Below are 12,789 nucleotides of genomic sequence, written 5' to 3' on the forward strand. Positions count from 1 at the left end.
ATACTTTTGCCACTCCCAATGCGGGGGTCCTTCGCCGATGGCTCAGGATGACGACGAGAAACAAGCAACGGCAAGAACAAAAGATAGCTGCCGGCACGAGTTTCGGGCAGCTCTTAGCGACTCGGATGTTGAGGTGGCGGCTGTTGTTTCTGCGCTGCACGCTTTGCCTTGAGGTCCTTTTTCATCTCCTGGGGAGTTTCGTCGGCGGTGCCGTGGAGGGCCAGGCCGAAGTTTACGTCGCCCTTGGTGCCGCTGATCGATACTGGCAACTCCAGGCCGGCGCCGTTCTTCTGGAGGAAGGGATCGACCCCCTTCAGCAGCCATGACTTCCAGCCCGTCACCATCTGCGAGGCCGTGGCCTGCGTGCGGACGTGGCCCTTGAACTCAAACTGATTGCCGTCGGTGGAGTACACGCCATTCAACAACACCAGCACGCCGGGGAACTCGTAGTGCAGGTCGCTTACGGAGATCACGCCCTGCGCCAGATTGAAGTGCGCCGTCATCTCCGACTGCACCTCGGCCTGGCGATCGCTACCCGCTGCACCGGCATCCTTCGGCCGGCCCTGGGCGCGCATGCTCATCGAGTCGATCCGATCCTGTACCTTCGGGTTGGTGAAATCCACCCCGTGGATCGTGAACGTTCCGGCCAGCTCCAGCTTCTGAGCCACGCGCACGTGGCCTGGCGGAATGTGCAGCTTCGCCTGCATCGTCAGAGCGCCGTGCATCAGTGGAGGACTGGTCTTCACGCCGAGCAGCAGCATGTCCTCGATGCGAGCATGGGGCATGTTTACATTGAGCGCGATGTCGTGGCCCTGGCCATGAATCTTTATGACCGTGCCGCGTGCCGTGAAGTCCGAGTGCAACAGGTGAGCCTGCACCGGATCAAGCGTCGTGTCGCCCGTGGAACCGTCGACGTAGGCGTGGAATTGCGTATGCAGCGGCACGGGATGGTTGCTGACATCCAGCGAAAAGTCCGGCGTGTCGGTGGTTCCATCGATCGTGATGTTGCCGAACTGGCCGTCGAAGTGGCCCGTCGACGAAAGCATTCCGCCAATGCCTTTGATCGTGCTCAGGTCCGCGTGGTCGAAGCTGTAGTCGCCATCGATCGGCGTTGCGCGGGGTTCCACGCTGTCCCAGGGACCGAAGTGCCCCATGGCATGGATCTGCCCGACAGGCTTGGGATTGACCAGCTCAGCATCATAGGTAAATGGCTGGTTCGGCCCCACATCGGTCAGGTCCAGCCTCTGGATGTCGAACTCCAGCGGATATTTTCCGGGTTTGCTCGTCTCGACGAAGAGCGTTACATCTTTGCAGTGAATCTTATCGACCTGCAGCGTAATCTTCGTCTGTCCGTTGGGGCCGTTGGGTTTGAGCAGCGGTCCACGCTGGCTGGCGGGCGGGATGTGCAGCTCCATACCCTCGACCTCCACATTGGCGACGTGCATCGGCTCGCGCAGCAGCTCCTTGAAGGTGGAGCGAAAGGCGAAGCTGTTTACCGAGAGCATAGGCCTGGTGCTTTCATGGTCCGGCTGCGTGGGCCCGGCGATATACAGGATGCGCAGCCCCTTGCCACGCACCTCAATGCCTCGCACCAGGGAGATGTCCAGATGGTCCAGTTCCACAGGAGAGTGGAAGCGTTCGGACAGCGCTTCCACCACGCGACCGCGCACGAGGGGCTCCGCGTTGTGCACGATGTAGGCCGCGACGGCGATAAACGCCACGGCAGCGACGGCTACGAGGGAGAGAAGAATCTTCAGCCATCGCCTGCTTGGACGGGGGGGGTGCTCCTGGGCGATGTCGTTCATTTGCAAGACTCCTGACATCTCTTCGACGCTTGGAATGGGAACATCGTTGTGCGCACTAGCGAAGAACAAGCAACAGCCTTGACGCAACGGACGCGAAGAAACGCAAAGGAACGCGACGGTTGCCGTGGCGCCCGTTGCGTCAGATTTTGGATGTGCGTGGCAGCGTTTCCGATGCGGCTGAAAAGCAAAGGTGCAGAGATGAGAAAATAGGAAGCGATGCTCCAACTCTCTGGCGCCGGTAAACGCTACGGCCAAAAACTCCTCTTTGAAGACGTTAACTGGCTCATAACCCCCAATGAGCGCACCGGCCTGGTCGGTGGCAACGGCACGGGTAAATCTACGCTGCTTAAGATCCTTGCCGGCATGGAGTCGCTCGACTATGGCCAGCGGACCCACGTTCGGGGAATGACGCTCGGCTATTTGCCGCAGGATGGCCTTGCGCTCTCCGGCCGGTCGGTCTTTGAAGAATGTTTGTCGGTCTTCGACGAGCTTCGCGATATGGAGAAGGAGTCCGAGGCGCTCACGCACATTCTCTCCGATGCCGATCCGAAGTCGAGAGAGTATGCCACCGCTGCCGATCGCTACTCCGAGATCGCCGATCATCTGCACGTCCACGACATCTACACGCTGGATGCGCAGGTCGGCGCTGTGCTTGGCGGCTTGGGCTTCAGTAAAGAAGACTGGGAGCGGCGGACGGAAGAGTTCTCCGGCGGCTGGCAGATGCGCATCGCGCTGGCCAAGCTGCTGCTGCAGAAGCCCTCGCTGCTGCTGCTCGACGAGCCGACGAACCATCTCGACCTGGAGTCGCGCAACTGGCTCGAAGACTATCTGCACAACTATGAGAATGCGTTCATCCTCATCTCGCATGACCGCTACTTCCTCGACGTTACGGTGAACAAGACCGTCGAGGTATGGAACAAGCGGATGCATGTGTACCACGGCAACTACGAGAAGTACCTGACGCTGAAGGAAGAGCGCCGCACCCAGATCATGGCTGCGTATAAGAACCAGCGCGACCGTATCGAGGCGCTGGAAGCGTTTATCAATCGCTTCCGCGCGCAGGCTACCAAGGCCAAGCAGGTGCAGTCGCGCATTAAAGAGCTGGAGAAGATCGAGCGCATCGAGGTACCGGAAGAAGAGTCGACGATCCACTTCAAATTTCCGCAGCCTCCTGCGAGCGGCCGCACGGTGATCGAGGTCACCAACCTGACCAAGCACTATGGCGAGAAGCGCGTGCTCGATGACGTGAGCTTTACCATCGAGCGCGGCGACCGCATCGCGCTGGTAGGCGCGAACGGCGCGGGTAAATCGACGATGATCCGCATGCTCTCGGCGCTGGAAGGCCCTACCAGCGGAACGATCCGGCTGGGCCATAACGTGCTCGCCGACTACTTTGCGCAGGACCAGTACAAGGTGCTCGACGGCAATGCCGAGATGCTGGACGACATTACGGGATCGAATCCGAAGGTCGATGTGGTTACGCTGCGCTCGCTGCTAGGGTGTTTCATGTTTACCGGCGACGATGTCTTCAAGAAGCTCGGCGTGCTCTCCGGTGGAGAGCGCAACCGCTATGCGATGGCGAAGATGCTCGTCTCGCCCGCGAACTTCCTGCTGCTCGACGAGCCGACGAACCATCTCGACTTGAGGGCGAAGGATGTATTGCTGGATGCGATTCGCGAGTTCAGCGGCACGGTGATCTTCGTCTCGCACGATCGTTACTTTATCGATGGGCTGGCTACGCGGGTCTTCGAGGTGGAAGATCGGCGCGTTCATATCTATCCTGGCAACTATGAGGATTACCTCTTCCGCAAGGGTGGCGGCATCCCCACAAACACAGCCGAAGCCAAGGCTAAGCTCACGACCGATACTGCTACGAACTCGCACATCGACGCGGCTACTGGGATGTTTAAACCCGTGAAGCAGACGCGCATCACGGCGACGGAAGCGGGTGTCAGCACGCATGAGATTGAAGGCTCGCTGGCGCCAGTGACAGAGACGCCGAAGACCAGCGTGAAGAGGCTGAATCCGATTAAGTTGAAGCAGCTGGAAGATCGCGTCTCCGCGATCGAAGATGAGTTGCCGCAACTCGAGGACCGTATCCAGACTGCGGAGCAGCAGCAGGCGGCGTTTACCACGGCAGAGGCGGCACGGGCTGTTGCTGCGGAGCTGGATGCGTTGCGCGAGCAGCATGCGGCGAGAACAGCGGAGTGGGAAGAGCTGGCGATGCAGTTGGAAGAGCAGACGACGGCTTAGGGCGCGACGGTCATGACGCAGAGCGCGAACGTTACGGGCGACATGGAAATGGACAGGAGCGGTCGGGCTTTGCCCGATGCCCACCTTAGGCGCGCAAAGAACGCGCGCCGAAGATGGGGCACCCGGCTTTGTGGCTCCGACAATATGAATGCATCTATGACATCCTGTTTGATCGGTTTCGATATTCGGGCACTTTGTCCTGATGCCCCCCTCACTTCGGTAGCATGGGAGCGTACTAAGGAGATCGAATGCGCATTCTTGTGATCGGAGCTGGGGCGGTTGGTGGTTATTTTGGGGGACGGCTGGCCGCTGCTGGGCGTGATGTTACGTTTCTCGTTCGTGCCGGGCGTGCGGAACAGTTGCGGCGTACGGGGCTTCAGATTAAGAGCTCGCAAGGCGATGTCACGATACAGCCTAAGCTGCTGCTCGCCGCAGAAATTAGCGAACCCTTCGACCTCATTCTTCTTAGTACAAAGGCCTACTCACTCGATGCGGCGATCGATGACTTCGCGCCTGCCGTCGGGCCGCAGACTGCGATCCTGCCTCTACTCAATGGCATGAGACATGTGGATACACTGGTCGCGCGTTTCGGCGAGGCTGCTGTGCTGGGCGGCACAACGCGCATCGTTGCCGACCTCGATTCCGAAGGGATCGTCCATCAGCTTGGCACGTGGCACGATTTCACCTGTGGAGAGCGCGATAAGAGCCTGTCGCCTCGCATCGAACGCATCGACGCGACGTTGCGTGATTGCGGGTTTCCGACAACGCTTTCGTCCGATATCCTCGCCGCCATGTGGAGTAAATGGATGATGCTTTCGAGCATGGCAGCCATTACATGCCTGCTGCGCGGATCGGTTGGACAGGTGGTTGCCGTACACGGCGGGGTGGAAACCGTGCAGGCCCTCATCGCGGAATCTTCCGCCATTGCTACGGCTAACGGCTATCCGCAGACGCCGGAGTTTCTCGCACAACATACCGCGCGTATGACCCAGCCTGGCTCCGCGCTTACGGCCTCGATGTTTCGCGACCTGCAGAAGGGTGCGCCGGTGGAGGTTGAGCACATTCTTGGCGACTTTCTTTCGCGCGGCCAGGCGCATGGCGTGGAGACGCCGTTGTTGCGGGCGGCGTATGTGCAGCTGAGCATTTATTCGGTGTCGCTGGGGCAGAAGTAGGGGTTCGGTTTTGCGGCAGGGGTAAACCCGTGCCCTTAGCGAAACCCGCTCCATGAGTATTTTTTCCACATTTCGAGCAGAGGACTGGTTTCGCGTCTACGTTCGTATAGACCCGAAACTCGGCGGGCTCCTGCATGTCCGGCTCGCCCATGCGGAGCATCTTGCAGGCGTGCTGGATGTACTTCAGGCGGGTCTCGAAGTCGATCAGAAGTTTTGTTGTCTCCGGTTTGCCCCAGCCGCCGGATAGTATCTGCGGTCTGGTGGCATCGAGGCCTTCGCGTATCTTCTGCGCCAGACGTTCCAGCGATACTTCGGCGTTCGCCAGGACCCGGTAGAGAAGCTCCTGGGTGATCGGGCCCTCGATACTGCGCGAGGCACTCACCGCCTGGTTGCGGGTGAAGCCTGCGTCCAGCGCGGACTGCTTCTTGGTCTTGCCGTCCATCATGCCTTCTACGTAACGCTCGTAACGGCTCTTGCTGGGCTGTTCGGAGGAGGAGGCACGAGCGATGGCGCGGCGCATCAACTCCTCGGTGAGAGGACCTTCGATGCTCCGCGCCGGGTGGTAGGCCTGGGACTTTGAGAACCCGGCGGCCAGGGCTGCCTGCCGCTTCGTCTTGCCGTTCATCAGGCCTTCCACGTAGAGCTCGTGGCAGCTTTTGCGGGGTGCTTCGGGATTCATGCTCATGCGGCGTCCTCCGCGCGTTAATTTATAATAAGCATGCTTTCTAGACAAATCAATAATACTTTTTAGATAAGATTGCTTTTCTAGAAATTGAAGTGTGGGGCGACAGGCAAACGAAGAACAAGCAACGGCAAAGCCTTGACGCAGAGGGCGCAGAGGAAAGACGCAAAGGTCGCTACGGCCTCTGTGGCATGACCTTGCATTTTCCCCATAGCGCATATATTATTGCGTTGTCACAACAATATATGCGCTATGGGAAATGAACTACATAACCGCATCGCAGTGCTGCGAGTTGAGCGCAATCTTTCGCGCCAGGATCTGGCGGACGCTCTGGGGATCAACTACCAGACCATCGGCTTTCTTGAACGGGGAGACTACAGCCCCTCGCTCGCACTCGCCATGGACCTGAGCGAGTACTTCGGCCTTCCGATCGAGGCCATCTTTTCGCGTACGCCGTTTCGGCCTCTGAGCGAGACGCTCTATGGCGATGGCAGCAGCCAAGGGCAGACGGGCCAGAACACCAACCCTAAAAGGAGCACCCGATGACAACCTCCAACTTCAAGGTCTTCGGCATTCCGATGCAACGCCGCAGCACTCGCCGGAGACTCGTCGTCCTCACGTATCTGGGTCTGGTTATGGTCTGTGGCTTTACGTTGTGGATCGCGCATAGCCAGCCGTCGGTTTATTCCTGGGCGCTCTACGCGGCGTTCGTCGTAGTGTCCTTTATCTTCGGCGGATATGGCCGCTATGGACTGGTCAAATCTTTCAGGAATAAACCACCACGCCCTGAGCCACCGATCGTTGACGTCATCCGACTCCACCTGCAGCCCGAAGCCCTCTTCGCCGCAGATACCTCGTGGAAGAACGACGAGCGCGAACTCAGCCGACGCGACCTGGCGCACTACCAGGCCTATCAGCCGCTCACGCTTGTCCCTATGGTTCTGCTTTTGCTCTCCAGCTGGGCGCTGCGTCCGCCGCACTGGGTGTCGGCAGCCATCCTTCTGCAGGCGATCTTCGCCGTCAGCATGTTCGGCACGGTGCTTGTGGTGACGCTGCCCTCGGCTCTTATCCTCTGGACCGAGCCGGATATGGAAACGCCTTGAAGTTTACGCAGCACATGGTTTGCACTCTTCCGATAAGGAGCAGTCATGATCGAACAAACAAGTTTTCTCGGCATTCCTCTCAAGACCCAGCGGCAGCGCCGTCTCCTGGTTGTGATCTATTACCTGCTGCTGTTTACACTGTTCGTTCTGGCGCTCTGGCTACCCCGGAAGTCATATACTCCACTCGTCATACAGACCTTTGCATTCGGCGGGTTACTCGGCGGCATAACGGTTGGAGGCCCCGTCAAAGTATTCTCTCCTCCTGTCCTACCGCTGGAGATGGACAGTCCCCTGCAATCGCTGAACCTCAGCGGCCCCAGACAGAACAGCGTCTGGTCGCCGCTGGACGAGCGCGAACAGTCTCAGCGTGACCATGCGCACTACGAAGCCTACCGCATCCTGCGCTGGGCTCTGGGTTTTATGGCTATTGCCTACTGGCTGGGGATGATCTGGGCCTCGGGCTGGCTTACCGCCAAAGCGCCGATTCTGCTTTGGGGGCTGCTTGTAGTGGTGCTTTCGTTGCCGCAATCCGTAGTGCTCTGGACCGAGTTGGATATGGAAACGCCGTAGCCTGGGCCGATGGCTTAAGAACAAGCAACAACAAAAGCCTTGACGCGGAGGAAAGACGCAGAGGGCGCGACGGCCTTTAGGGCATAGCCTGGATTCTTTCTGGCAAGGAAACAGGGGGTGGGCGGAAGCGAGCCTCGAGGAGGCAGATCCTTGCCACTTCGCCCTAGCTGTAGCAGAAGAAAAGGTTCGAACTATCTCGGCAACGTAGAAGCCTTCGGGGTTCTTCGACTGCGCAGCTCGCAAAATACGCGAACTGCTCCGCTCAGAATGACGATTTGGGGGGTCATGAACAACGAACACATTAGGGACAACAGACACCTTAGGGCAACACATGGGTTCGTCATTGCATAATCAACTAATGCCCTCGTTGTGGACCCCTACTGACTGGCCTGCGCGTCTTGCTGAACTGGAAGCGCGATCAGGCGATGAAAAACAAGTGCCTTTGCGGCGCGATATACGCTCGCTGGGCACGCTGCTCGGCCAGGTGCTGCGCGAGCAGGCCGGCGATGCGCTGTTCGATACCGTCGAAGCGTTGCGCCGTACTGCTATCGCTCGCCGTGAGGCCGAGGCTGCAGGGGATGAGGCCGAGGGGCTCAAACATCTGAATGAGGCTCAGGCGTTGACGCACCTGGCCGCTGCCGACACGGCGACGGCGTATCGGCTGGCGCGGGCGTTTGCTTCCTACTTCGAGCTCATCAATCTGGCGGAGACTAACCACCGCAAGCGGCGGCGGCGGTCGTCGTTGCTGGACGCTGCGGCGACGCCGCAGCGCGGCAGCCTGCGGGGGACGCTGCGGCGGCTGCGTAACGCCGGATTCGACCGGGCTACGGTGCTGCAGCTGTTGGGAGAGGTCTGCATCACGCCGATCTTTACCGCGCACCCCACCGAGGTGGCACGGCGCAGCGTGATGTTCAAGCGGCGCCGTATCTCCGACCTGCTGGAACGGTTGGATGGCATTCCGCTGCCGCTTACCGAGCTTGACGAGTTGGAGAGCGAGTTGCTCGCGGAGATTACCGCGCTGTGGCAGACCGACGACGTGCGCAGCGCGCGGCCTACGGTGCGCGACGAGGTGCGTATGGCGTTGGACTACTATGACGCCTCCATCTTCAGCACGATTCCCGTGCTCTACAACGAGATCGCCAACGCCTTCGCGGCTGAGTTCCCTTCTGAGGAGGATCAGCCCTCGATCACTGAGTTGCCGCTGGTGGTGCGCTTCGGATCGTGGATCGGTGGCGACCGCGACGGCAACCCCTTTGTTACCGCGCAGACGACCCATGAGTCTCTGGCGATGTCGAAGCAACTGCTGCTCGACCGCTACCTTGCGCAGTTGCAGTACATCTTCGAGCAGCTGGCCTCGTCGACGCAACAGGCACCGATATCAGAGGCCCTGCGGGCGCGGCTCGAGGAGTATCTTCAGGAGTTGCGAGCGGCCGGTCACACGCTGGTGGAAGACCACTTCCCGTTTGAGGCGGTACGGCTGACGATTGCGTGCATTACGCTGCGGCTGGGCGGCGCGCCGCACTCGACGATGCATCGCAACCTGGGGCTCTCGGCGCATGCGAGGCTGCATCACTATCGCAGCGCGGCGGAGCTGCTGGACGATCTCTCACTGCTGCGTGAGTCGCTTGCAGCCAATAGCGGACTGCGGCTGGCACAGTTGTTCGTCGATCCACTGCTGCTGGAGGTGCGCACCTTTGGATTGCACCTGCAGACGCTGGACATTCGTCAGCATGCGCGGGTGCATGAGGCCGCCGTCGATGAGTTGAGTGCGTGGCAGAGCTCTGATTCGCTGCAACTGCCGTCGCCGCTTTCGCCGCAGACGGCTGAGGTGCTCGCTACGTTTCGAGGTGTTGCTGAGGTGAAGCAGCAGGCGCCGCAGGCGATTGCGCAGTATGTGATCTCGGGTGCGAGTTCGGCGCAGGATGTGCTGCGGGTGTTGTGGCTCGCTCGGCTGGGCAATGTTCATGTGGAGGGCGGAGAGACTGAACGCGAGCATGACCCTGGGCTACAGCCCGTGCCGCTGTTTGAGTCCATCGAAGACCTGCGCAATGCGCCGGAGGTGTGCCGCGAGTTATGGACGAGTGCGGCGTTCAAGCCGCTGCTGGCGGCTTGGAAGGGACGCCAGGAGGTGATGCTGGGCTACTCGGACTCGAATAAAGACGGCGGCATGATCGCCAGCACGTGGGAGATCTGGAAGGCGCATCGCGCGCTGCATGAGGTTGCCCGCGAGTGCGGCGTGACGCTGCGGCTCTTCCATGGCCGCGGCGGGACGGTGGGACGCGGGGGTGGGCCTACACATCGCTCGATCTATGCGCAGCCGCTGGACAGCTTTAGCGGCGAGTTGCGGATTACCGAGCAGGGTGAGGTGCTGAACTGGAAGTACTCGGATGTGGTGCTGGCGGAACGCAATCTGGAGTTGATGATTGCGGCGTCGCTGGATGCGATTGCGCGGCCGGATATGAAGGTGGCGAAGACACAGGATGCGCATCTTACGGGGGCGATTCTGCCCGAGTGGGAGGCGGCGCTCGACGAGCTGAGTGAGACCTCGTTCGTGTTCTATAAGAAGCACATCATCGATAACCCGGAGATCTTTACGTACTTCGAGCAGGCTACGCCGGTGGCCGAGCTGGAGCATGCGCGCATCGGCTCGCGGCCTGCGAAGCGCGCCGATGGCAGCGCTACGAAACAACGTAGCATGGCGGACCTGCGCGCGATTCCGTGGGTGTTCGGATGGATGCAGTCGAGGCATGTGGTGCCGGCGTACTTCGGTGTCGGCTATGCGCTGGAGGCGTTTGTCAGCGAGAACCCGAAGGGGCTGGAGCTGCTGCGGCAGATGACGTGCAGCTTTCCGCTGTTTCTGGATATGATTCGCAACGTCGAGATGGCTTTGGCCAAGGCGGACTTTGGGATTGCACGGCTGTATGCTTCGCTGGTCGAAGATGAGGCGTTGCGTGATCGCGTGTTTGCGACGCTTGAAGAGGAGTTCGACCGCACGCGCCGGATGGTGCTCGCCGTTACCAAACAGACGGAGCTGCTGGAGAGCAACTCTGTGCTGAGCAACTCGATTCGGCTGCGCAATCCTTATGTCGATCCGATGAGTCTGTTGCAGGTAGAACTGCTGCGGCGGAAGCGGGCCGGGGAGGATAGCGAGGAGCTCGATCGCGCGATTACGGCGACGATCAATGGCATCAGCGCAGGGTTGAGGAATACGGGCTGAGGTAGGGTGGGTAACTGCAAAATCTTTAACGCAGAGGGCGCAGAGGTTTTGACGCAAAGCGCGAGACAACTATTTGTGGCGCGCTTTGCGTCTGCGATGGTTTCGCGGAGGGCGCGGTGAGTCAGGCGGCTAACACGCGCTCTACGGCGAGGCGCAGGCCCATTGCTTTTAAGATAGCCGCCAAACTACTGAGCGCGGGATTTCCTTCTTCGGATAAGGTGCGATAAAGCTGGGTTGCGTTCAAGTTGGCTTTCTCAGCGACGCTTTGTACGCCACCAAAAGCTTTGGTCATCTGGCGTAGCGCGATGAGCAGTTCACCGTGTTCCCCGTCTTCAAGAATGCTGTTCAGCAACTCCACCGCATAGGCAGGGTTTTCCTGAAATAACTCAGCCATCGCTTCATCATGGGTTCTGTCTCTCATCGATCGATTCTCCTTTGCCAGTCTTCCCAGTGCTCGCAAGCCCGAGAGATATCCGCGTCCTGCGTTCTCTTATCGCCCCCACAAAGCAGCAATACTATCTGCGTGCCTGCAACTGCGTAGTACACCCGGTATCCTGGTCCGACATCGATACGCAGTTCCCATACGCCGTCCCGGCAAAACTTGTGGTCTCCAAAGTTTCCCAATTCGATCCGGTTGATTCGCCGGTCAATCGCGATTCTGGCTTTTGTGTCACGTAGCTTACGATGCCATTCCAGATAAACATCTTTGCCATCCGGAGTCAGGTAGTGGCGGACTTCGTTCACCCTTATATTTTCGTTTATAAACGAAAATATGGCAAGAGGCTTTGCCAGTTACGACTCCGATTGCACTGCCGCGATACACTGCGCGCATGGCTCGTTTGTTTGCACTTATCACGCTCCTCGCCGCTTCGATTACCGCCTTCGCACAACAGCCGTCTACCCATCAGGTGAATCCAGACGGCTCCATTACCTTCCACTATGACGATCGCTCGGCAACGACAGTGGCTGTCAGAATGGATGCCTTCGCCCAGCCGCTGCCGCTGACGCGCGGCGAAGATGGGCACTGGTCCGTTACGACGCCGGTCCTTGAGCCGGAGATCTATAGCTATGTCTTCGTCGTCGATGGCACGATGAAGCTCGACCCCACCAACAACGATGCGCGCCCCAACTATGTGTCCTTGAGTAACAACGTCACGGTGCCCGGCAATCCGCCGATGCCGTGGGAGCTGACGGCGATTCCGCATGGACGGGTCGATCATCACTTCTACACCACGCATGTCGTAAAAAACCTGCCGGAGAACCAGAGCGCTTACGTGGTCTACACGCCACCGGGTTATGACCCGAAGCACAAGGGTGGCTATCCGGTGCTGTATCTGCTGCACGGCTGGAGCGACCCGGAGACAGGGTGGACGGAGGTGGGTCATGCGGACTTTATCCTCGACTCGCTGATCGACTCCGGCAAGGCGGTGCCGATGATCGTCGTGATGCCGCTGGGCTATGGCAACCTCGACTTCGTGACCCACGGCGGCAATGTCTGGGATGATGTCGCGAAGGTGGACGAGAATGTTTCACTCTACTCGCAGGCGCTGGAGACCGAGGTGATGCCTGCCGTTGAGCACGAGTACAACATTGCGAAGGATCGCAGGAGCCATGCGATTGCTGGGCTCTCTATGGGTGGATTGGAGAGCCTGACGATTGGGCTGAATCACACCGATCAGTTTGCGTATGTCGTCGGCCTGAGTTCCGCGCTCGAAGGGCGGCACTTCGACGAGCATGTTCCGGGGCTCGATGCTAAAAAGGCAAACCTCAGTCTGCTCTGGGTGGCCTGCGGCACGAGTGACAAGCTCATCACGCCGAATCGCGAGTTTGTGAGCTGGGCCAAGGGAAAGGGTCTCGAGGTAACGGCAGTGGAGACTACGGGGGCGCATTCGTGGCTTACGTGGCGGGATAACCTTACGCACTTTGCGCCGTTGTTGTTTCGGTCGAAGTAGTGTTGGTGTTCAGTAAATGGGATCACAAATACATT

General features: G+C 59.4%; 10 protein-coding genes. 7 read left to right on the top strand and 3 right to left on the bottom strand.

The features are described from left to right. Window positions 1–113 precede the first annotated feature (113 nt). Complete coding sequence (locus GSQ91_RS25360) at window positions 114–1,805, bottom strand: hypothetical protein (RefSeq protein ID WP_158824506.1); 1,692 nt, start codon at window positions 1,803–1,805, stop codon at window positions 114–116. A 216-nt stretch (window positions 1,806–2,021) separates the two neighbouring features. Between GSQ91_RS25360 and GSQ91_RS25365 the strand changes: the two genes are divergently transcribed. From GSQ91_RS25365 to ppc, 6 genes are all read left to right on the top strand, one after another. Continuing rightward, on the top strand, window positions 2,022–4,058 hold the full coding sequence (locus GSQ91_RS25365; protein ID WP_158824507.1) for an ABC-F family ATP-binding cassette domain-containing protein: 2,037 nt from the start codon (window positions 2,022–2,024) through the stop codon (window positions 4,056–4,058). Between the two features lie 248 nt (window positions 4,059–4,306). Continuing rightward, on the top strand, window positions 4,307–5,230 hold the full coding sequence (locus tag GSQ91_RS25370) for a ketopantoate reductase family protein (protein WP_158824508.1): 924 nt from the start codon (window positions 4,307–4,309) through the stop codon (window positions 5,228–5,230). A gap of 934 nt (window positions 5,231–6,164) precedes the next feature. Beyond that, a complete protein-coding gene (locus GSQ91_RS25375) occupies window positions 6,165–6,458 on the top strand; it encodes a helix-turn-helix transcriptional regulator (protein ID WP_158824509.1) in 294 nt (97 codons plus the stop codon). Then, window positions 6,455–7,015, top strand: a complete 561-nt coding sequence (locus tag GSQ91_RS25380) for a hypothetical protein (RefSeq protein WP_158824510.1) — start codon at window positions 6,455–6,457, stop codon at window positions 7,013–7,015. The genes GSQ91_RS25375 and GSQ91_RS25380 overlap by 4 nt, the downstream gene beginning before the upstream one ends. Before the next feature lie 45 nt (window positions 7,016–7,060). Continuing rightward, window positions 7,061–7,585 (top strand): hypothetical protein, encoded by a 525-nt coding sequence (locus GSQ91_RS25385; RefSeq protein ID WP_158824511.1) that lies wholly within the window; start codon window positions 7,061–7,063, stop codon window positions 7,583–7,585. Between the two features lie 358 nt (window positions 7,586–7,943). After that, the gene (gene ppc / locus GSQ91_RS25390; protein WP_158824512.1) at window positions 7,944–10,802 is read left to right on the top strand and encodes a phosphoenolpyruvate carboxylase; all 2,859 of its coding nucleotides are present in this window, start codon (window positions 7,944–7,946) and stop codon (window positions 10,800–10,802) included. 121 nt (window positions 10,803–10,923) lie between these two features. Here the strand turns inward: ppc and GSQ91_RS25395 are convergent, their stop codons facing one another. Next, window positions 10,924–11,223, bottom strand: coding sequence for a DNA-binding protein (locus tag GSQ91_RS25395; RefSeq protein ID WP_158824513.1), 300 nt, complete (start codon window positions 11,221–11,223; stop codon window positions 10,924–10,926). Continuing rightward, window positions 11,220–11,546 carry a type II toxin-antitoxin system RelE/ParE family toxin gene (locus tag GSQ91_RS25400; RefSeq protein WP_216845413.1) on the bottom strand — a complete coding sequence of 109 codons (327 nt, stop codon included), beginning with the start codon at window positions 11,544–11,546 and terminating at the stop codon, window positions 11,220–11,222. Before GSQ91_RS25400 ends, GSQ91_RS25395 begins: the two co-directional genes overlap by 4 nt. A gap of 86 nt (window positions 11,547–11,632) precedes the next feature. Here GSQ91_RS25400 and GSQ91_RS25405 point away from each other — a divergent pair, with 86 nt between their 5' ends. Further along, the gene (locus GSQ91_RS25405) at window positions 11,633–12,754 is read left to right on the top strand and encodes an esterase family protein (RefSeq protein WP_158824514.1); all 1,122 of its coding nucleotides are present in this window, start codon (window positions 11,633–11,635) and stop codon (window positions 12,752–12,754) included. Window positions 12,755–12,789: the final 35 nt, after the last annotated feature.

This window comes from Granulicella sp. S156 (genome assembly GCF_009766105.1).
Taxonomy (GTDB): Bacteria; Acidobacteriota; Terriglobia; order Terriglobales; family Acidobacteriaceae; genus Granulicella.